Source organism: Desulfonatronospira thiodismutans ASO3-1 (assembly GCF_000174435.1).
Classification (GTDB): Bacteria; Desulfobacterota; Desulfovibrionia; order Desulfovibrionales; family Desulfonatronovibrionaceae; genus Desulfonatronospira; species Desulfonatronospira thiodismutans.
The window spans coordinates 655,412-677,661 of the sequence record NZ_ACJN02000002.1 but is presented as its reverse complement, the minus strand read 5'-3'; the positions used below and the strand labels follow the sequence as shown (position 1 = coordinate 677,661).

Genomic DNA, 22,250 nt, shown 5'->3' with positions numbered 1-22,250 from the left:
TAAATTATAAGGAGAGTTTGTCATGGCAGTTACAGATTTAATGTGCAGTGTATATCAGGGTTTTAATTTTCAAAAGGATCAGCAGGACAGGGTTGGGCATATTACCTCACTCACAATCGGTGATGACGAAATTTCAGCAGATCTCAAGGTCACAGACCCTGAAGACCTGAGTGCTACTGTTGATGCTGTAGGTGTGATTTCCCGGATAGCCTGGGACGGAGGTTTTGCAGAACCTATTATAGCCAGCTTTCGGGTAAGCAGATCCAACAAAAACGTTCTTGCAACCAAGCAACATCAGAGCCTGGCTAAAACGGGTGTAAAAATAGCTTTCAATGTCTATGAATACGATCAGGGCAATTCAGCTTATTTTAAGTGCTTTCATACTGATGAAACAGACTTAAACGGTGTCATCTACAAAAGAGGAGGAGAGCTACAGTTCAATGTCGAACTTGAAGAGGCTCAGGATGTCATGAAGCCCTCCAACTACGAAATGTTCCTCGGTGTTGCTCCCACAGACGAAGCTCAGGAGATTCAGATGGCAATTTCTGTCTCTGATAAGTTTACCAAGGGGTGGGGCGTAGAGGTGTCCTAAAAAGGTATCTGTTTTAAGGTTTGCAGCTCTCAAGGGGACTGGCTGTCCCCGCACTGATTGACAAATAAATAAAACATGGACTGTTTACAATAAAAAGTGCGGGGATGCTGTCCCCTTGCCTTCCTTAAAAGGCCTGAACAGATACAAAAGGAAAGATATGAACCAGAAGCTGGCGCGAGTTAGATGGGAAATGGGACAAACCCTGCTTCCCGGCCATCTGGAGGCGCAGGAAGAATCCCTGGCGACTGAAGTGGATGCACGCCTGCGCAACATGGGATTGCCATATTATGGTCTGGTACGCCTGCAATGGAACGAGACCATGCTGCCTGAGGGTGTGCTGGCCGTACAGAGCCTGACAGCCATAATGCCTTCCGGGCTTTTTCTTGATATTCCCGGCAATACCCGGGCTGAGCCTATGAATTTGAACAACATAGGATCTGTGCAGGTGCCGGTATATATGCACCTGGTTATACCAGGTCATGAGCAGCAGGCATCATCTCCGCATCTGGATGAACCTGGAGATATCCCCCGCAAGCAGCACTTTATAATCTTTTCTTCAGACCAGGCCCAGTCTGATGCTCTGGAGAGTCTGCGCCTGGGGCTTTTTTACAAAGATCCTCAGGGAACATGGCAGCTGTCCAGTGGTTCCATTCCTCCTTTTCTGCAAGTGGGACGTTGTCCATTTCTTCAGCAGGAACTCAAAGAGCTTGAGCAGTTGCTGGAGGTGTTTCAGCAGAAGCTTTCCCAGGAAATAGCTGCCAGTTACCTGAGCGGCGACAGTATGTTCAGTGCCAGGGAATGCCTTAAAAGCTCCATTCGGACAGGGCGGATGCTGGCCAATATTTCTGCCCAGTATCAGCCTCATCCCTTTTATCTGTATGAGGCCCTCAAGGAATTTTTGACGGATGTAGCTCTTTATCGCGATATGCAGCCAGAGCACGTGCTGGCCCCATACGATCACGAGGCACTGGGCAAGTGTTTTCAAAACATCCTGGAACCTTTGAAGGAACATATGCGTCAGTTTCAGCGAAGAGCCACCTTTTTGCCCTTTGAATTCAAAGACGGATTACACCAGGTGGACCTTCCAGGGCAGGTCAAGGAGGCTAAGGAGTTTTATCTTCTGGTGCAGAAAAGCCATGTCCACGCTGCCGTTTCCCTGCAGAACCTCAAGCTTGGAGGGCGCAGTCGCTTATCTACCATCCACAGGCTGGCCCTGCAGGGGATACCCCTGAAAAAAATTGAGCGACCGCCATTCCAGCACAAGTTTGGCCCGGAAGTGGATTTTTACCAGCTTCAGCCAGGCGAAGAATGGGATCAGGCCCTGCGGGATCTGTCCTTAGCTTTTTATGATATGCCTGCTTTCAGTGGAGTCAGGTTTTTTGTTTACTGGAGGGGTGCATAAAAAATATGGGACTCTTTGACAAGTTTGCCGTGGGCAGTAATGAGAAAAAGTCTGAAGAGCTGCAGGATATCCTGCAAAACCTCAACAGTATCCTGAATACCAAGAAACACTACGGTGCTCCCTTGGGAGATCTGGGTATGGACGATATGAACTATCACAGTTCAAGAGGACTGCTGGCCAGCAAAATGGCTGAACAAATCAAGGAGAATGTTGAGAGGTATGAACCGCGACTTCGTATAGTTTCTGTAGAACCTACAGAAAGTGAAAATCCCCTGCACCTATCCTTTGTGCTGGTTTGCGAACTGAGAGACAAATCCCAGAAACTGAAGGTTGTTTTTGATTCATTTTCAAGCGTTTATTCCATGGAACATGCCCTGTAGGCATGCACAAACCTATAAAGGCGGGATATGTTCACCGATGCCATAGAACTGAACCTGAAGCTGACCATATCTCAAAAGAGTGTTGATATTGCAGCAGGCAATGTCAAGCTCTGGGAGCTGGATCTGCACAACTGGGGTTTTACAGGGCGTGCTGAATTTGCAGTTTCACTGGTGCATGAAGATGATTCCCTGTTTGAGCTGTTTACCGGCAGCGAGACAGTTCAGGTCGAGCTCAAGTTCAAACCTTATTACATCCCCGAGGGAACCAGTGTGGAGTATGTTGAACTCAAAGGACTGGTTACCCATAAGGCCATAACTGCAGAACAGACCATTGAAAGGGGGCCTTTGAAAGGCAATCCCGTAGTGTACCGCATGTATGAAATCTTTTTTGTCGATCCTGCACAGGCAGTATGGAAATGTCATCGGCCACTGGAGCTGATGACGGATAAAAGTGTCAAGGACTTGCTGCAGGCCCATAAAACAAGCCGGATAAACCTGAATTTTCAGTGGAAGGTTCTCAATGAAAAGCTTCCCATGCTGGCCCTGTACCTTGGCTCCGAGGCTGGAAAAGCAGACTTTTACGATTTTGTGATGTGGTATGTGGATACCAGGAACGGAATCTGGAGCTTTGACGCTTCAAAAAACAGCTACACCCTTAGCGAAACCAAGGATACTGAGGGTGAACCCGATAATCTAAACAAAGATGCAGTGCAGTCCCTGAGAATGGATTTTCCTGAGCCTCCCAGGGAGAGACTTCGATTACTCAATTCCTTTGCCGAAAACCCTCAGACCAAAAAGATTGAAAACAAACTGGCCATGGAGGGGATAACCAGAGATATTCTTGTCAATTACCCGGTGACTTCCGATCTGAACAACCGTGAGGCTCTGGAGAAAAAGCGACAAAAGATTCGGGAACATGAACTGCTGCTGTATTTCAGTAGCTATCCTATGCTTTGTCTCATCCCGGGAAAGTTTTTAAAACTGGAAAAAGGATTGTGGAGTGAAAACCTGTATACCACAGGAAAAACCTATCGCATAAGAAGCCTGCATATTAAAGCCGGCGCAACAGACGCCAACCCTGATTCTGACCGGGATATGCCCTTTAATCGTTATGAGATGGAAATGTGTTCCAGGCTGGAGACTAAGGACGAGACCTGGCAGGAACTGCCTGAATATGTGCCGCCTGCTTATCCCGTTTACCTCGAAGGGCTGGTGGTCAGCGAGCATGGAGACAAAGATGAAGAGACCTATCAGATACATGAAGATTCCAAAACCTCTCAGCGTTACTACAAGGTCAAAATTCCCCTTCTAAATAATCAGGAACTGCTGATGCCGTTCATGCCCCTAATTCAGTCAGGACATTTTTATTTTCCAGTTTATAAAGGGGCCCGGGTACTGGTTGCCTTAGAATTTGACCATGCCACCATGGCCGGATGTCTGGACTGGCGCGGTGAAGCCCAGGTGCCGGCGGATACTCAGGGCAACAGGATTATGATGGGCAAGACACCCACAAGCCGCACCGCCATCAGTCATGTTTACCAGGACAATCTCCCGGTGTTCGCCATGGAGAGGCAGGAAGAAAAGGATACCGAGTCAATCACTTTTTCCCAGGGCAGGCTGGTAATTCAAACCAGTGAGAAAAAGGGGTAACTTTACGGTTATCTGTTATCAGTTATTTGTTATCAGTAAGACAAGACATCTGGTAACACTACAGCTAACGCGGACGTAACCATTCAGGCGGTCCTCGGTGTTGATTGCTGTCCCCAGGCCGGTTCCGGTGCCCCCCCCTGAAGGGTTACGAATACAAGGGCTGGGGTGCCTGTCCCCTGCTTTCCTTAAAAAGGGCTAAACTGTTACAAACAAGGGTAAGTTTATATGGCTGCTTTAGCCTGTCGCATCGAGCTGGATAAAGAAAAAGGTGTAACCGTCACAGTAGAAAACGAGGATGGTAAAATCACCCAGACACTGGTCATGGACGGCACATCCATTATTCTTACCTGTAAGGGGCAGGATGATACCAGCAGTATTACCCAGAAGCAGGACAGCATAGATATCAAATGTAAAAACTTTAACCTGGACGCAGAAAGCATAACCTGTCAATCAGAAAAGGATACTGTTCATAAAAGCCAGCAGAAGTATGAAATCCAAAGCACCAAGGATATGCTGCTTAAATCAGAATCGAATTTCAGTGCCAAATCCGACTCCAAGGCGGAAGTCTCTGGAAAGAGCCTGGAACTCTCGGCCGATAATAAGGCAGCACTCTCTGGAGCCGACGTATCAGTCAAGGCCAAAAACAAAACCGATGTATCTGGAAACAAGCTGGGTCTTTCGGGGAAGATGCAGGCTGATATGGATGCCATGAGCGTCAAGGTGGCCGCCAAGGGCAAAATGGATGTACAAGGAAAGCTGACAACAATAAAAGGCTCAATAACCAACGTTCAAGGCAAAATGGTCAAGTTGGGCTGATAGGGTTTTAAGGTAGTTATGCGTATAGATGAAAAGATCCACAAAGCTTTCCTGGAGGAGATAAGCGCTCTGGAGAACTTTCGAGTCAACTACGCTTCAATCCATCCATCAGCCCCACTGGATCGTGACGATCCAGATGTGAGGCGGCTTATGGAGACCATGGCTTTCTTCAACGCCAGATCCCGCCTGGCAGCTGAAAAACATATACTGGCTCTTCGAAGACGACTTTTCAGGCAGTATTTTGACTATCTTTTATCACCCATGCCTGTAGCAGGTCTTATGCAGGCCCAGCCTACAGCTCAGCTTGCTGATACTCTGAGCCTGCCCAGAGGAACCCAGTTTCTGGCGGTTCCACCCGACGGACGTCAGGCATTCTTTTCTACCCTTACAGACCTGAGCCTGATGCCTGTATCCCTTTCCGGCTTAACAACCCTGTATCGTCCTGACCGCGGGACCCGAGTTCTGCTGCGTTTGGGAGTGCCGTACCCCCGTAGTGACAGCATAGGAACTTTGCGCATTCATATCAATTACTTAAATGATTTCAAGGACTCCCTGAGAGTCCTGCATGCTCTGAGCAAACATCTGGTCCACTCAAGCGTGGTTTACGATGAGGCTGTTAATGAGACAACTTCCGGCCGGCCCTGCTCTGTTACTTTCGGACTGGAGCAGCAAAACCCTGGTGAGGACCAGGCGGATCATTTCTCCCACCCTATTGAAAAAGAACGTCTGTTGATACATTTTCCCCAGCAGCAGCTTTTTATGAACATCAAGGTGGCTCCGTCCCCAAGGCCATGGAGCACTGCAACCCTTTGCCTGGATCTTGATGAAAACTGGCCCGCCAACCTGAACCTGAACCGGGGTATGTTTCAACTGCATGTAGTACCAGTGGTCAACCTCAAAAGGGATCTTGCACAACCCATAATATGTCAGGGAACAAAAGAGCAGCACGGCATTTTTCATCACATGCCCGAAGCTGGATTCTGTCTGCACTCGGTGCGTGGAGTGTATGAATCAGGGCCTAATGGATTCATACCGCTTCGTTCAGGTACCTTTATGGGAGGAAGTGGTTCTTACGAAGTTGACTTTTCTTCTCAGAACGACACCCAGGGGGTCTGGCTGCTTCTCAACTACCCTGAAGCCTTTGAAGATAAAAAACAGATCAGTGTGGACGCCTTGTGGCATCAGCCCTGGTTGAGCGAGGTTATCGACCACAGGCTGCGCATTTTTCCTTTCAGTAGAATGACCACCGGGGTTAAATGGGAATGGGCGGCTTTTCCTGTACCACATAGAGAAAACCCCTATCTGAAGCATTATGACGACTTTTCCCAGTTGATTACCTTGAAAAACAAAACCATGTATAACATGGAGGATGTTAAACTACTTCTCAATGCTGCAGGAGTCTCAGGCTCAGAGGCTTACCATGAAGCCGCCCAACAGTTGAAAGAAGTGTTCTGCCTGCCCTCACCTGGCAAGGCAAGCCACAAGAACGGTATGGTCAAGCAGATCTACCAGTTCTCCTTTACCGATGATGCCCAATTGCATGAAGCACTTATTCAGAATTTTGCCGGACTTGCCCAGAAAATACTGGATGTCTGGATTGCAGATACTGCAGTTGAAGTTGAAACCACAACAGGCATCTCTTAAGAATATCAGGACACAAAAGGGTTATAACAGATGAAGAACAATCACTGGAAAGACATTCACACCCTTTTGGTGCAAAGGGATCAGCTTTTTATGCCTTTTCTGAGTTCGGGGGAAGAAAACCGGGAAGGCTTTGAATTTTCAGACCTGCATCAGGACAGTCAGCACAATGGCTGGACTCTGCCTGGCTCTTCTTCTCAGGAACCAGGCATTGAAGACCTGGTCCAGGTCAGAGCTTCAATCCGGGATGAGCTGGACAGGCTGCGCATAGCCCTGGAAACAGATCTCAATGAAAGAGATGTCTATTACATTCTATTTCCGCTGGTGGCACACATAGACGAGCAGGTGCAGTTTCGTTTTTTAAATCCTGCTCAGTCAAATGGATGGCCGCCCCTGCAGCGGGAGCTGTTTGATACTGACTCAGCAGGTGAACTGTTTTATGAAACCCTGGATGACCTGCTTATAAAACCACAGACTCTACCATTGATTCTTGAAGTATACTATTATTGTCTGAATGAAGGTTTTGGGGGCCGTCTGGCCAATAATCCCAGCAAACGACAGGAATACATGGAAAGACTGCGGAACCGTATCCCCACTCCTTCTCAGCAGGATGAAACAGTGCCGTTTCCTGTCGAAGAGGTCCAAAGCTCTTCCATGCTCAGTACCATATCTCCTTTCTGGTTTTATTGCAGTGCAGCGGTAGCAACCGGGCTTGTCTATGCTGGGCTGAAACTGCTGGGACATTACTGGACACCTTTTTAACTCCGACACAAGATTATAGTTAAGCTATGCAGCAAGATTTTCAGGATAAAGAGCAAAAAAATAAAGGCTGGTCCGGCGAGGATAAAAAACAGGAATTATTCTCTATAGACAAGCTCAGGAAGCGATGGTCCCGCAATTCCATCGGATCAGATTGTCTGGATACCGCCCCTGCATGCCTCGGGAACCACTGCGGATTTCTTCTGACTTTGCTGGAGGATCTGCGTATCATGGTGCGCCGTGAGTTAGTCGGTTCTGATTCCTTAGAGATCCTTGAAGAGAGAATTGACGCAATGTCAGCCATGATTCAGCTGCCTCAGGAGGAGATACAGGAGCCGGAAGCCAGTATCCATGAATCAAACCTGGATTACCAGGCTCTTGGCAAAATGGCTGCTGAACTGGAAGATCTGCTTGAGGCTGTTCTTTTTGACCAGCAGGTATAGACCTGTAGTCTCTGTTGAGATTTTTTAGTAAAGCAGGCTCCCGTGCTGCATGCAAAGCGTTAAACAGATACGATATGTAGCATTTTAAGCTAAAAAAGAGAGGACCTTTTGCAGGATGCTGCACTACAAAGAAAGCTCAAGCAAAGAATACACGAGTTTGATCCTTTATCGCTGTTGCTCCTTTTGAAGCACTGGGGATACAACCTGGATCAGATTATTTTTTACAGTCATGCTGATATTGTATCCCAGGACTCTCTTTTCAGGAGCATAGATTTTTACAGGCACCCAAGACATTATGTAAAAATCGAGGTCAACATGGGCCTTCTTGGTTCTCAAAGCACTCTGCCCAGCTACTTTTTCAAGAGAATGAATCAGGATAATACAGATGTCGGCAAGTTTACTGATTTTATGCACTTTCTGGATCACCCCATGCTGTTGACCCTGTTTCGGAGTATATATCCTGAGATTGATACCCGGATATTTCCGGATTATGAGGAGTCCAAGGCCTTACAGCTTCAATTGCTGAATATCCGTTCACCAGCATCACTTCACCAGTTTTTTCAGATAGCCTTTCCAGAGCTTGTGGTGAAGGTGGACAAAACAGTTTTGAAGCGGGAGATTAAGAGCCGTCCCTTCATTGTGGGCCGGAACAGCATCGGTTCCAATCACTTTCTTGGCAGCACTTTTAAAGCTCATGTACAGGGTATCAGGGTGGATCTATTCAGTGAAGAGGAGTTCTGTAATAATGGTGATGCATGGGTAAATGTCATAAATAGACGTCTGGAACAGTTTATTTTTCCCATTTTAAAAAAAGCAGGTGCCGAATTAGAGGTATACCTGGTTCTTCTGGGTGAAAAACAATGGGCCAGACTGCATGCCGGGCAACTTGGATACGATGTCTTCAAGGGAGGACAGACCCGGGCGCGACGAATGCGTGTTTTTTCGGGCAATGTGCTGAATTGATCTTAGACTTATTCCTGAAACCATGTCATAATAAACAAGAAACTGATATCAGTTAATTGTTAATTGTTAATTGTTAAAGAACAAAAGCCTGAATTCACTGCCTTACACTGATAACAATTAACAAATAACAGATAACAGATAACTGGGTTGCGGGCATAGCCAGCCTTAGATAAGCAATGCTGAGCAAACAATATTAGGAGTTCACATGCAGATTGAACTGATTCAAAAGAACCTGGAGGAGGTTGAAAATCCAGGGCTGGAAACTACTGATCCCCGTCTCATGGAAATATCAGGCCTGGCCCAGAGTGGTGACTACCATGGTGCTGCAGCTTCTGCCGAAGCCCTGTTGCAGGAGGATATTTATGATGTCCGGCTCCTGGGGTTTTTTATTTACGGGTTACTGTTTGAAAAGGGTCCGGCTGGATTTGGGGATGTTTTTGCCTCTCTGGCCTGGTTTCTTGAAAATAACTGGTCTGCCACGGGTCCGGTAAAAAAGCGCAACAAACATGCCATGACCAGTTTCCGGTGGTTGTTTAACCAGAGTCTGAAAAAGCTGCAGTATGAAGAGTCATTCAAGGGCGATACATGGCAGCAGTGGCTGGCAGTCACTGACAGTGATGACGTAGAGCAGGCTCTGGATACCGCCAGGGAACTCCAGAAAGCCATGTCAGAATGCCTGGAAGATGAAGCTGAACCGCTTCTGGATTTGCTGAGCAAAATAGTTCAATGGCTGCGCTCTTTCCAACCCATGGTGTACAGGGAGCAAGAATCAGATCCGGAAGAGATGCAGGCCGAGGAGCAGGAGCCGGGTGCAGGTGAAGGGCAGCCGGAGTCTTCGCAGGTTAGCGCCTCTAAGCCGGCATCTGCCCCCCGAACACCGGAATCAACCACAGGCGGGGTGTGGGTGGAAGGTTCTTATCATCTCCTGGTGCTCATGAAAAAACTGGAGATTTTTCAAAGCCTCTGCCAGTCCCAGGATTATGCCAAGGCAGCTGTTGTTGCGGATGATATTATGGACAGCATCTCCCAGTTTGATCCCAAGCTCTATCTTCCCAAGCTCTTCAGCGGTTTTTTTATGTGTCTTTCGGCCAACAGCCAGGATATACTCGGGTATCAGGAGATGAAGGACAGTCCGGAGTGGCAGATCATGCGGGAATACCTCAATGTGGATCCGGATGGTTTTGTTGAATCCTGATAATTCTTACTTGCTGATCAGGCACCTGGGATTGTGTCTTTACCCATGACTTGCGTTTATAAAAAAACCGGAGGATGAAATGGACAGAGAGTGTAAAGGGTGCGGCCGCAAACCAGAACCCCATGAAGAAATGACCATGGTGGCCCAGTGGCCTTTTTGCCCCGAGTGTTTTGCAAAGCTGATGCAGAAATCAGAAAAGACCGATACGTCTAAAACATCCCCGCGGCATGAAGGAGAGCCTGCTGAAGTTTCTGATGCCTCAACTGAAGCCGGGAACCAGGCGCAAAACTGTGAAATCTGCGGTATCGCTCTGCAAGGTGATACTTTCAGTGTAGGCATCTGGAACTTCTGCCGGGACTGTATGCAGGACCTGGTGGCTTCGCCTGCCTTGGGCAACTTGCAGGTACCGGACCAGCCTGGTCAGGAGCAGGATGGATCTGAGCAGGAGGACCGGGAAGAGGACGAAGAAGCACTTTTGCATCAGCAGATGCTTCAAAGCATCCCCTGCGCAGGCTGTGGAAGACATATCCCCCTGAGAGGAGCCAAGGATGCAGGCGGGCGTCTGTTTTGCCCCGACTGTTTTGTCAGCCTCGAAAGCAGTGAAGCAGAGCAGTCTTTAGGCGATGTCTCCCCTGCCAGCACCAGCGCAGAGGCGTATTCAGATCATGAGGCCAAGTCCGGCAGCAATTCATGTGAGTCCTGCGGGCGGGAGGTCTACAGCAACAGGCTGCAGATGGAACAGGGGTTTGCCATCTGCAGTGCATGCCTGGCAACAGATCCTGCCCTGGCGGTAGAAATAGCCCGCAGTCGCCATCACAGGTTGATGTTACATTTGCGCGGGGAGAAATACTAACCCGGATGCGGTACACTTGAGGTAATCATGGCTTTTCTGGTGACAAGCGGTGCATTAATGCTTTGTACTTTCGGCACCATTCCATCGTCTATGCTGGTACTTCCAGTAAACAGGGTTTTTGCCTCAATGCCCGCGGCAACTATTATGGATTACGTGCCATTTATAAACATACCCCCCTTTGGACTATGTACGACGCCTTCTAATCCAGCTGTGGCATCGGCTACGGCTGCAGCCCTGGGGGTTTTGACCCCCATGCCGTGCATCCCGGTGACTGTTGCTCCCTGGATCACCGGCAAACCAACGGTGCTTATAGGCTCAATGCCCGCCCTGACGGACTCCAGCACTTTGATTTGTTCCTGGGGCGGGGTGATTTCAATCAAGTATGCAGGACAGGTCAAGGTGCAACTATAAAAATGCATCTGAGTTACACAACCTTCATCCCAGAGGTGACCCTATGCTTATTGACAAGTTCAATCTCAAATCCCAGGAACTGATAGAAAGTTCCAGCCGTCTGGCGGTAAAAAAAGAACATCAGCATGTTACTCCATGGCACCTGATGTCCAGTCTGCTGAACATCGGCAAGAATCCAACCCTGACAGCCCTGCAGGAATCCGGGGCTGATCTGGATAAACTCGGAGGTAGAGTATCAACCAGCCTGCTCGCCCAGCCCAAGGCCCTGGCCAGTGCCCAGCAGACCCCCATAAGCCGTGATCTGGAAAGACTTTTCATCAATGCCCAGGAAATCGCCGAGAAGGCAGAGGAAAAGTATATCGGAATCAACCATATTCTTCTGGCTGCCCTGGAGATACAGGAGCTGGCCGGGGCCCTGGAAGAGGCCGGCGCAGACAGAGAAAAGCTTACTCTGGCTCTGCAACAGGTACGAAGCGTTGACGGGCCGGGTCAGGGCAAGGCTCCGGGAGATGATTTTGAATACTTGGCTCAGTATACCAAGGATCTGACTGAATCGGCCCGTCAAGGCGAGCTGGATCCAGTCATCGGCAGGGAAGAGGAGATTCGTATGGCCAGCCAGATTCTTAGCCGTAGACTGAAAAACAACCCCATTATCATCGGCGAGCCCGGAGTGGGCAAAACCGCTGTAGTGGAGGGCCTGGCCCAGCGTATTGTCAATGGAGATGTTCCTGAAAGCCTGCAGGATGTTTCCATTCTGGCCCTGGATCTGGGCCAGCTTATTGCCGGGGCCAAGTATCGCGGAGAGTTTGAAGAGCGCTTCAAGAGGGTCTTGCAGGAGATCACCGATGCAGGAAATATCATTACCTTTATTGACGAGATTCATATGCTGGTTGGGGCCGGAGGCTCCGAGGGGACCATGGATGCGGCCAATCTCATCAAGCCGGCCCTATCCCGGGGTGATATACGCTGCGTCGGTGCCACCACTTCAGAGGAATACCGCAAGCACATAGAAAAAGACTCTGCTTTGATGCGCCGGTTTCAGACCGTGACCGTGGAGGAGCCGGACCATGATAAAACTCTGGCTATCCTGCGCGGGATCAAGGGAAAATATGAGACCCATCACGGGATACATATTTCCGACAGCTCACTGGGTGCCTCGGCAAAACTTTCCCAGCGCTATATAAGCGATCGTTTCCTCCCGGACAAGGCCATTGATCTCATGGACCAGGCCGGAGCGGCCCTGCGTATCTCCCTGGCCTCCAAGCCGGAAGACATTGACAAAATAGATCAGCAGATAGTGGAACTGGAGATCGAGGCCGGCGCTCTGCAGGGCGAAACCGACAGGCTGAGCATGCAGCGCCTGGAGGTTGTCCAGAACACCCTGGCTGATCTTAAAGAACAGAGCCGGACCATGACAGAAGCCTGGGAGCAGCAGAAGGAGGCTGCCGAGACTCTGGCAAAGGCCCGCAAGACTCTGGACGACGCCAAAAAAGAGCTGGAACAGAAAGTACGCCAGGAAGACTTTTCCAGGGTGGCCGAACTGCAGTACAAGATAATCCCCGAGGCTGAACAGGTGCTGGCCGAATATGAAAACTTTGATGCTGACCAGGAGCCTGAAAACGGCAGTCCCAGGGCGCTGTTGCCTCAGGATATCGCGGCCTGCGTTTCCCGCTGGACGGGTATCCCGGTCTCCAAGCTCATGGAGGAGGAAAAGGAGCGTTGGCTGCAGCTTGAGGACTACCTGCGCAAAAGGGTTGTGGGCCAGGATCAGGTCCTGGAGACCATCTCCAAGGCGGTGCGCCGTTCCAGGGCAGGAGTTCAGGATCCCAATCGTCCACTGGGGTCTTTTCTTATGCTTGGTCCAACTGGTGTGGGAAAAACAGAGATGGCCAAGGCCCTGGCGGAGTTTCTGTTTGATGACGAACGTTCTCTGGTGCGCATAGACATGAGTGAATTCATGGAAAAACATTCAGTGGCCCGTCTTACTGGGGCTCCTCCAGGCTATGTGGGATACGAAGAAGGCGGGGTGCTGACCAACAAGATCCGGCGCAGACCTTACAGCGTGGTGCTTTTCGACGAAGTGGAAAAGGCTCATCCCGATGCCTTCAACCTTTTTCTGCAGGTCCTGGATGACGGTCGTCTTACCGATGGCCAGGGCAGAACCACCCACTTCTACAACACTGTCATTCTTATGACTTCCAACCTTGGGGCAGAGACCATTGAGCCTGCAGAGACAGAAGAAGAAGTACAAAAGATGCGCAGCACCCTCATGGATGTGGTCCGGGGGTTTTTCAGGCCGGAATTTTTGAACCGCTTAGATGATATCCTGATCTGCAACCCCCTGACTCCTGAGGTCATGCCTCCCATTGTTGATATTCAGCTCAAAAGACTCAATAAGTTACTTGCTGACAGGGGCATAGAGATGGATATAAGTGACGAGGCCAAGCACCTTCTGGCTCAGGATGGTTTCAACCCTCTATACGGAGCCAGGCCGCTCAAGCGGGCCATTCAGACCAGCCTGCAGGACCCCCTGGCTGAAATGCTGATTAAAGAGGGCATGGATGAAGGTGGAAGTATAAATGTAGACGTTGAAGACGGTCGACTTACAATTCGCAAAGAAGAGAGTCAGCATGAAGAACCTGACAGTGCAGAGCTTGAGAGTTGAAAGTTATCGGTTAATTGTTAATGGTTGAAGAACAAAAGACTTAATTCACTGCTTTACCCTGATAACAATTAACAAATAACAGATAACTGGGATGCAGGCACAGCCTGCCTTAAGGTAATTTATGGATATAAACTTCATTGGCATCATAACCCAGGTATTTACCAGGATCTTAAGGAGTTTTCGGGAGTTTATCCCTGGCCCCCCCTGGGTATCAACACTGGTGCTGGCCCTGATAGCGGCCCTGATAATCGGGCTGGTCATGTACATTGTCAACCGCCGCAAAAAAGGCGGCAAGGCCAAAAAGTCCGGACCAGCCCAACCCCCTCCCATTCCGAGAAAAAGCCTGGTCCGGATCTGGAAGGCCTTTGTGCGCCGCATGCCCTGGGATATCCGCCGCTACCTGGGTGATTTTCAGCCCTTTTTTGTCATGGGAGAAGCCGGCAGCGGCAAGAGCAGTCTTATCTCGGCCTGCACCGACTGGGAGGGCAAGGCCCTGCAGTTTCAGCCAAGCCACGTGGATTCACCTTTGATGCAGTGTTATATGGGGGCAAGGGCTGTGGTACTGGAGATGCCTTCTATTATTCTGACGGATGTCAGTTCCGGTGCTCACAGGGCCTTGAAAAACCTCCTGAAGCAAATGCCCTGTAAAAAAGAGTTCCAGGTTGTTATTACCTTGAACGGAGCCTCCCTGGAAGATGAGGATCCTGAAAATCTCAAGAAACTGGCCAGGTACATGCGCGGCAAAATAAGCCTTATGGAAATCGGAAAAAGGCCGGTTCAGGTCAGGCTGGCCCTGACCCACATGGACCAGGTGCATGGATTTGTGCAGTGGATGGATTTTCTTCAAAAACACAGACTCTCCCCCCAGGTTTCCTGGGATGAAAAGATATATTCACCGGACCTGGCCAGGGTTCAGGACGGCTATGAAAGGCTTTTGCCCCGGGCACTTACTTCCATGTCCAGCAGGGATTATCTGGCCATGGTGGGGTTTCTCAAAGATTTCCGGCAACGCATGCAGATATTGCAGGAGTTTGCTGATGTTCTGCTTGCGCCTGATCCTTTCAGCAAGGCTCCTCAGATTGCTGGACTGACCATGCATGGTTCAGGACAGGAAAACGCTACGGGCAACCCTTTTGAGACCGGCAAGGAGGCCATGGTTTACAGGCAGGCCTGGCCTGCAAACCGCAAACACCAGGTGGCTGCTGCCGGTATTTTTCTGGCGGCCTCCCTGGGCCTGGTCAGTGCTTTCGGTATGGAGTACCGGGACCTGACCAGACTGGATTACTATGTGGAGGCAGCAGAAAGAAGGCCTCCTGCAGACTATGCTGAACTGCATTCACTTTTTCCACTGGCCCAGTATCAGGGGATTTATCACCGGGTGCTGCCCAGGTTTTTTCCTGAGTCCGAAGAGGTTATAGTAAAGCGCCTTACCGACATAATCCGGAAACATTACCTCTACCCGGAACTTTACAGCCTGCGTACCCAGGTGGATAACGCCCAGCCCTTAGTCTATCTGCTTGGCCTGATCTATGCATCCCCGAACAATCCACTGGGGCCCATGATTTTAACCAGATCGCACACCTGGGCCGAAAATCTGGACCTGCCCCGGCAGCTGGTGGAGGATTACGCTTCAAGCAACCAGTACCTGCCGGATGTGATTGCCGAAGTGGATATCATTTCTCATATTCGTCCACAAACCCTGGACCCCTCTGAAGATGCCACTAACTGGACTTTTTTCCTGCGTCGAGTGGAAAAACTTCTGCAGGCCCCATACATGAGTCCAAAGATGCTTGAGGAGGTGCAGGACCTTGCAGAACCTCTGCTGGATTTGATGCAGGAAGTGTACTCCTATCCCATGCTTTATGAAGTTGTGGAGCACCTGCAGCAGGTGGCCGGAGTGGGTCCCGAAATCCAGTGGGTGCAGCGCAGAGATCGCAACATCAGGCAGAAAGAGCTTCTGGAACTTTTGAAACTGGTTTCCCGGTCATCCTTAGAAACCCCTGATGTCCAGGACCGTTCGCTGCATTCGTTATTTGATCTCATGGACTCCTTATCCGAGCGTGCGCCCGATGAGAGGCCTGTATTGAATATATTTATGGATCGCAGGAACTTCAGGATTTCAATGCAGGAATGGGTGGATCTGGAGATGCGCAGCAAAAAGACCCTTATGATGCGTCAGTTTGCCCAGGAGAGGCAGCAAAGCAGGGGGTTGATATTTTTTGAAGAAACCGACGATTTTCCCCATATCCATTTGAACCCTGCCGGCGAAGGAACCCTGTTTTTTGCAGGACGGGCCAGGGTTGACGGCCTGTTCAGTGCAAAGGCCTTTGAAAAAAGAGTCCGACCGGGGGTTATTTCTCTGGATGAAAAGCTGGAAGAAACTGGTGTCTCACAGGAGGAACAGGACAGGTTTGCCGAATTTGTGGAAAGGCAGCTGGAGAGTTATGCTGAAAGATACGTGGAAAGTTATGTGAATTATTATCACCAGTTTCACATCCGGGCTCACTCCGAGGGCACCCTGCGTTTTGTCCTCAATGAGATTCCCACCCGTCATTCCCCGTTTCTGCGTTTTCTGCTGACACTTCATGAAAACACCAGTCTGGACACCAGTGGCAGTCCTTTGTTCCGTTCATTTGCCAACCAACTGGAGAAGTTTGGATTTGTGCGCAACCTGATGCATGAAGAAGACGGGGTTATTCCTGAATGGCGGAACTATACGGCTTTTATAAACCAGATGCGTGAAGAACTCGATGGAAGAGCACCCTGGATGTCTCAGGATGATGGTGCAGAAACATTTAAAGAGCGCTTAAGCCCCCTGGGGCGGATAAGTTTCACCGCACTGCAGGATGATCCCGATGCCTATGTGAATCTGGTGCGCAAATGGCTTTCCGGCCTAGGTGTAGATCCTGAGTGGCGGGGACCCTTCCTGGAGCCTTTTCTGCTGGCCTTCAACCTGGGCCGAAGCGATATTGAAAATACTATGGCCAAGGTCTGGCAGGATATCAGGGGAGAACATATAAGTCATCTGCAGCGCCGGTTTCCTCTGGACCCGACAGCTGAAGCCAGGATTGATCCGGCTGCTCTGGAAGACGTTATCCATCCTGAGGACGGTGATTTCTGGGAAGACTTTGAAGAATTTCTGGGGCCGTTTTTTCGTGAAAGCCGCGATGGCTGGGTGCAGCGGGACGCTTCCAGGGACAGGATCAATCTGCCCCGGGGAATGCTGACTACAGTCAACGAGCTGCACCGTATTGCAGGCAATCTGTGGGACCGGGAGGGAGAGCCCAGGCCCCTGGTGTTCAATGTACTGCCCACAAGGCTGCCGGCTGCCAGAGACCGGGCCAATGTCCCGGTGGTGGCCTATCTGCGCTCTGGAGAATCATCTGTCTTTGCATTCAATCAGCAGCCCGACTGGCAGGAGGTCCGGGTAAAATGGTGGAAAAGCGATGCAGCTGTGGCGGGTATGGGTTTTCAGTCCCCGTCAACCAACAGGCGGGTGCATCGTGAGTTGCGCCTGGACGAACAGCACTGGGGTCTTTTCAGCCTGCTGAAAAAGGCCCGCCCGCTGCATGAGGACACCTTTGCCTGGTCCCTGGAAAGCCCATGGGGAGGAAGCATTACCGTAGAGTTCACCTTTGAAGCCGATCCCTGGGAAGCAGTCAGTCTACAGGAACGCAGGCCGCGGGATTTTACCCCGGTGACCCCGGAAGCAGCAGATGAGCGCTCTGTTTTGTCTGTAGGTATAGATACCGGAACTATCCTGGAGGACAGGCCATGAAAGACTTGATCATATCCCTGAGCATATATCTGTCTGGTGCTGTAAAACCGGGGGCGCGAACATTTTCGCGGCAGTCTGTATCCATGCTGGCGGTGTTTCTGTGCCTGAGCATAGTGGGTGCCGGGCTGACAGGGTGCGGATTAAGGAGAGGGGACCCTCCGCCTGCGGAGATGACTCTCAGGATAGAGCCGGATGCAAGCGCCAACAGCGGGCGGATTTTCTACCTGATGGTGCGCTCCACGGACGAAAAGCAGTACCTTGAACATACATATTCCCACGTGGCGTCCAAAGTGTTCGGTGATCCGGCGGATCCGGACATCCTGGGTGTTTTCCCCATTCTTCCCGGCAGGGATGAAAAGATTGATGTGGTCCAGCCCCGTCAGAACCCGGTGGCCTTTTACTTTCTGTTTTCAGAACAATCGGATGACTGGCGTCACCTCATGCCCCAGCCCCTGGACGACACCTATAGAATAAGCATCCAGGATCAATCAGTCGTCATCGAAGGCCGCAGGAGCATATTCCGCAGATTTCAACGTTACTGATTTATCCGGTCCTGCTCAGGACATAAAAGGGTAGACCATGCTTGAAGACCAAAATCCCCTGGACCTTGCGGCTATAGAGAACAGCCTGTGCTGCCCCGGGATACAGGGGCCGGACAACATCGCCTGGCTGGAATCCTCCTGGGAAAATCCTGGTTCTTTCTGGCACGGACTTGTGCAGGCCCACCAGCGCCAGGTGCCGGGCCGGGTCAAAAGCGAGCTGTTCAGGCATTATGACTTTTTTTATGATCTGGCAGGCCGGTTCAAAGACAGACCGCTTCAGGCCATGCAGGTGCTGGATAGCAAGGGCCGGGCCCAGTCCCTTTCTTATGCGGAACTGGGTCGTCAGGCTGCCCTTCTAAGCCGGGCCTGGGCTGGTGCCGGGGCAAAGAACGGTCAGCTGGTGGCCTTAGTGCTTCATCCCGGTCCTGAACTGGCTGCTGCACTGCTGGCTGCTTTAAAACTGGGCCTGGTGTTTTCCTTTGTGCCTCCGCAGGGACGCTGGCTGGTGCAGAGGCGTCTAAAGGCCTTAGATCCGGATCACCTGGTTATGGACAGCCTGCACGCCGCCCAGTTGCGCGCTTATGCCTCCAGGGTACTGCCCTGGACTGTCTCGTCCTCCTCATCAGATAACTACCCGGAAACCATATCCAGCGTCTATCCCTCTGGAAGCACTGCCGCACTTCTCTTTGACCCTAGCTCCATGGAGCCGGATATGCCCCGGGCTGTCAGCTCGGATACCCTGTATCTCGGGGCCATGCGTGACGGTCTGATAGCCCTGGGGCTTCGTCCGGGGGAGTTTTTTGCTGCTCCTGGATTTAATCCCCTGACAACCTGGCCTTCCATGCTGCTGGCAAGCCTGCTGAACGCCGGAACTATTGTGCACATGACCCTGGAGCAGATTCGCGAAGATCCCCGGCGGATATTATCTGTGCCCTGCAAGGTCCTGGGAATAAGCCGCGGGCTTAGAGATATCCTGCTGAAGGAGCCCTTGAGTCTGCGCAAGAGCTGTGAGCACTGGTTCCGCCATCCCGGGGAGACTGTGGATATCACACCCTGGATGGACTGGATAGAGGCCATGGATCTCAAAAAAAGCTATGCATCCAACCTGGCCTGGACCCCGGTTCTGGGAGGGTGCTGCCTGATTTCGCCCAGACGAATGGGTATTGCGCACAACCATGTCCTGCCGGCCCCTGGCAGCCTCTGGCACCTAAGGGACATTACAGACCCATCCACCCCGTCCATGGGCGACTGGGGGGTCCTGGTTCAAAGTATTGCCCGCAATCTAGCTGGTCATGATGAGACACAACTCGAAACCACGTTGCCTGCACCAGCAGTTATAGCCCCTCAGGGGCAGGTGTGGAACTATATTCGACCTCCTCATGTGGACCAGGATGGACTGCATTTTCCGGAAAACATGGTCCAGGAAGTAGCAGCCAGTGCTCTGCCCCGGGGAGTGCTTTGCCTGCTCATTACCCTGCCGGGTTATGCCGCCAGGGATGATTCCCGCCGGGTACTGGTGGTCTTTACCGCAGCCTGCATCAGAAATGACGGCACTATGAATCCCGGCCAGGCCCAGATCCGGGACCACCTGCGCCGGACAATTTCCAGGGAGCTTGGAGCATACTACCTGCCACACAAAATAGAATTTCTGCCGCTCTTTCCCCGGATGATCCAGGCAGGGGAGATGGATCAGGAATGGTCCAGGGATCAGTACCTGAGTGGCAAACTGCACAAAAAGGCCAAAAATCAACTGTTCCGTCAGATTGGCAGGTTTCAGGCTGTGGTGGGGTGAAGTGATCGTAGCCATCAAAAGGGTTCTCAATGGTGGGTAATGGCAAAAGTCCAGGGGACTCTCCGAAGACCAGTATCCAAATTCTTCTGCATGGCTACCCAAGCCGGTATCATGCATTACTCTGAATGGCTACAAGTGTTTGACTTTATCGTATTGATTGAATGCATTTTCACCCAAGGAGGCACGACCAATGCATAAGCCATTTGTCTTTACAGTATTCAACCATGGAACAGACTATCACCCTGATAAAAATTATCATGTCAGTGACTTTTTTGCATAATCTCATGCCCAAAGGGCAGGAAGCCAGAATGACCATGGACAGTGACGGAGAGTATAAGATTGAAAATGCTCAGGAGGTCACATACATGATCAATATGGGGCCTGGATCAGAAAATCTTGAAAAAACAAGCAGGGGTTATCAATATAGCACGCCAGGTTTTCTGAACCCATTGACCGGAGAAAAAAAAACAGAGCGAGATCCATCACGACCTAATCTTTTTTCTGTCTTGGGACGATCTCCGCGCTCCAGTGCTACTGGACATAGATCGTTTGCAGAAGAAGCCAAAGGAGATACATACCGGACAGATGGGTTTGCTGGCCGTGTTTGGGGAATAGGCTGGGATGACAACGTGACTAAGGTAATGAATATAATTTTGCAGCTTACCTTAGAAAGGCGTCCTCCAGAAATTGTAAACCTTGTAGGATGGAGCAGGGGCGCTGTCACCTGTCTTCGTATAGCCAACCGGATTTTTGATGACCTTAAGTATCAGGTCAAAATCAATATTCTGGCGGTTGATCCTGTACCTGGGGGAACAACAGAAGTTACATACGATATGAAGATGATTCCTCCCAATGTGCAGTATTATCTTGCCATCATTGCCTTGGACGATGACCGTAAAAACTTTCAACCCATTGACAGAACAGAAATAATCTGTCCGGAGCCAGGCGCTGTAATTAACTTAAAAAAGTATCGAGGCGGAGAAGACAAACATAAAATCCATAACCCGCCATCTAATCCCCCACTACCACCTTCAATACATTTTCTTCCTTTCCCGGGCAATCATTCTACAGTAGTTGGAGCTTTTAAAAAATTGAGTGAAGTCGATCCAGGCTCGCTTGCAGTGTCTGATATGGTACGCCATATATCAAAAAATTTTTTATCTTATCATGGAACAGTTTTTAGTCAAAGCTATATGGATGATCCTATTCAAAATGTTGAAGATATCCTGCATTACTATAAAATTATCAATTCCTCCAAAGAGTTAATTCGTGAACGTAGTGCATCAAGCTTTTATGGTGGTAAAATAGTCGGAGGTGGTTACCAGGAAAGAAAAGTGAGAAAGATGAATCGAATTTTACATACAAGCATGCCAGATCTCTTTTTAAATGATCATGAGCATTACTGTTATGATATTTTAAAGAAATTTGGTAGATATAAGTCATGCAGGTCTCAAAATGATTTTGATATTGATGTTAAAAATTCTAGTTATGTTATTTTAAAAGAAAAAATGCCGGGATGGAGTGATAAATATGTTAAAAAATATTTTGACATCCCACCACAAGCACATCCTCAAAGCATGGGTCTGGTAAATCAAGCCTCAGATACTCAGAGTGTCAAAAGTTATGGTGTAAATATAAAAAATGGTCAGCATTGGGTTAAACGCGTCGGTGGCACAGGAACATATGTATCGCTAAAAAACTTGAACACTATAAAGATGTTTATCCAAGGAAATAGTTCGAATACAGAAACATTATTGCCTGAAAAATACACAAAGGATTCAAAGATAATCAGCCAGGATGAATGGGTAAAGTTTTCCAGATCTGGTTTTTTTGCAAAGCGAAAACGTATAATACATGTAGACGAAGCATTAAATGTTTATCGCAATTCATTTGAATATATGGACAGTGTAAGTTCTAAAGAGAAATCATTACACTTACGTCAGACAGTCCAAAAGGCATTTAATGTAGTATCTGCATGCAACTATTATCTTGCTCATGGTGGTGACAGAGAAGTAGCTGTTAAATGTCTTTTATGGGTGGTTGTTAAAGATGTTGAATTTATACGGTCTATTTTGAATTGATTACATGTAAATTTTTCATCAGAAAAAATAAGTGCTCACTGTCCCCAGACCGGTTCCGGCATCTTCCTGAAAGGTTACTTACGAGCTATCGATGGGCACGGATTGACATCAATACCGCTTGAACGGGATTTGCTGCAATTCCAGCCTGGTTCTTGACTTACCACTATAATGTCAGCGTAACTATTCAGGGGATGGCGGCGATGACTAATGGCATAAGGCCAGGGGGCTGTCCTCAGACCGGTTTCGGCATCCCCCTGAATGTGGTTCGCTGAATGTTCCCAGAAATC

17 protein-coding genes are annotated in these 22,250 nt (G+C 49.6%); all 17 read left to right on the top strand.

What is annotated here, in order from left to right; genetic code table 11:
- Nucleotides 1-22: 22 nt before the first annotated feature.
- The 17 genes from DTHIO_RS09275 (at nt 23) to DTHIO_RS09195 (ending at nt 21,963) form a co-directional block, all read left to right on the top strand.
- Nucleotides 23-592 (top strand): hypothetical protein, encoded by a 570-nt coding sequence (locus tag DTHIO_RS09275; RefSeq protein WP_008870047.1) that lies wholly within the window; start codon nt 23-25, stop codon nt 590-592.
- Nucleotides 593-749: 157 nt separating this feature from the next.
- Nucleotides 750-1,994, top strand: a complete 1,245-nt coding sequence (gene tssK, locus DTHIO_RS09270) for a type VI secretion system baseplate subunit TssK (RefSeq protein WP_008870046.1) — start codon at nt 750-752, stop codon at nt 1,992-1,994.
- 5 nt (nt 1,995-1,999) lie between these two features.
- Nucleotides 2,000-2,374: a type VI secretion system baseplate subunit TssE gene (gene tssE, locus DTHIO_RS09265; RefSeq protein WP_008870045.1), complete on the top strand. Its 375-nt coding sequence runs from the start codon at nt 2,000-2,002 to the stop codon at nt 2,372-2,374.
- Nucleotides 2,375-2,401: 27 nt separating this feature from the next.
- A complete protein-coding gene (locus DTHIO_RS09260; RefSeq protein ID WP_008870044.1) occupies nt 2,402-4,024 on the top strand; it encodes a hypothetical protein in 1,623 nt (540 codons plus the stop codon).
- A 225-nt stretch (nt 4,025-4,249) separates the two neighbouring features.
- Nucleotides 4,250-4,840, top strand: a complete 591-nt coding sequence (locus tag DTHIO_RS09255) for a hypothetical protein (protein WP_008870043.1) — start codon at nt 4,250-4,252, stop codon at nt 4,838-4,840.
- 18 nt (nt 4,841-4,858) lie between these two features.
- Complete coding sequence (locus DTHIO_RS09250; RefSeq protein ID WP_008870042.1) at nt 4,859-6,484, top strand: type VI secretion system baseplate subunit TssF; 1,626 nt, start codon at nt 4,859-4,861, stop codon at nt 6,482-6,484.
- Nucleotides 6,485-6,514: 30 nt separating this feature from the next.
- On the top strand, nt 6,515-7,243 hold the full coding sequence (locus DTHIO_RS19775) for a DotU family type IV/VI secretion system protein (protein WP_008870041.1): 729 nt from the start codon (nt 6,515-6,517) through the stop codon (nt 7,241-7,243).
- Between the two features lie 26 nt (nt 7,244-7,269).
- On the top strand, nt 7,270-7,683 hold the full coding sequence (locus DTHIO_RS09240) for a hypothetical protein (RefSeq protein ID WP_008870040.1): 414 nt from the start codon (nt 7,270-7,272) through the stop codon (nt 7,681-7,683).
- Nucleotides 7,684-7,791: 108 nt separating this feature from the next.
- On the top strand, nt 7,792-8,646 hold the full coding sequence (locus DTHIO_RS09235) for a hypothetical protein (protein ID WP_008870039.1): 855 nt from the start codon (nt 7,792-7,794) through the stop codon (nt 8,644-8,646).
- A gap of 205 nt (nt 8,647-8,851) precedes the next feature.
- Entirely contained in the window at nt 8,852-9,841 is a 990-nt protein-coding gene (locus DTHIO_RS09230) for a type VI secretion system protein IglI family protein (RefSeq protein ID WP_008870038.1), read from the top strand.
- Nucleotides 9,842-9,920: 79 nt separating this feature from the next.
- Nucleotides 9,921-10,694 carry a hypothetical protein gene (locus DTHIO_RS09225; RefSeq protein ID WP_008870037.1) on the top strand — a complete coding sequence of 258 codons (774 nt, stop codon included), beginning with the start codon at nt 9,921-9,923 and terminating at the stop codon, nt 10,692-10,694.
- Nucleotides 10,695-10,721: 27 nt separating this feature from the next.
- Nucleotides 10,722-11,105: a DUF4280 domain-containing protein gene (locus DTHIO_RS22960; protein ID WP_008870036.1), complete on the top strand. Its 384-nt coding sequence runs from the start codon at nt 10,722-10,724 to the stop codon at nt 11,103-11,105.
- 43 nt (nt 11,106-11,148) lie between these two features.
- Nucleotides 11,149-13,770 (top strand): ATP-dependent Clp protease ATP-binding subunit, encoded by a 2,622-nt coding sequence (locus DTHIO_RS09215; RefSeq protein ID WP_008870035.1) that lies wholly within the window; start codon nt 11,149-11,151, stop codon nt 13,768-13,770.
- Between the two features lie 121 nt (nt 13,771-13,891).
- Nucleotides 13,892-17,548, top strand: a complete 3,657-nt coding sequence (locus tag DTHIO_RS09210; protein WP_008870034.1) for a type VI secretion protein IcmF/TssM N-terminal domain-containing protein — start codon at nt 13,892-13,894, stop codon at nt 17,546-17,548.
- Nucleotides 17,545-18,090 (top strand): hypothetical protein, encoded by a 546-nt coding sequence (locus DTHIO_RS09205; RefSeq protein WP_008870033.1) that lies wholly within the window; start codon nt 17,545-17,547, stop codon nt 18,088-18,090. Before DTHIO_RS09210 ends, DTHIO_RS09205 begins: the two co-directional genes overlap by 4 nt.
- Before the next feature lie 37 nt (nt 18,091-18,127).
- On the top strand, nt 18,128-19,882 hold the full coding sequence (locus tag DTHIO_RS09200; protein ID WP_008870032.1) for an AMP-binding protein: 1,755 nt from the start codon (nt 18,128-18,130) through the stop codon (nt 19,880-19,882).
- Between the two features lie 224 nt (nt 19,883-20,106).
- Nucleotides 20,107-21,963 carry a hypothetical protein gene (locus DTHIO_RS09195; protein WP_144311497.1) on the top strand — a complete coding sequence of 619 codons (1,857 nt, stop codon included), beginning with the start codon at nt 20,107-20,109 and terminating at the stop codon, nt 21,961-21,963.
- Nucleotides 21,964-22,250: the final 287 nt, after the last annotated feature.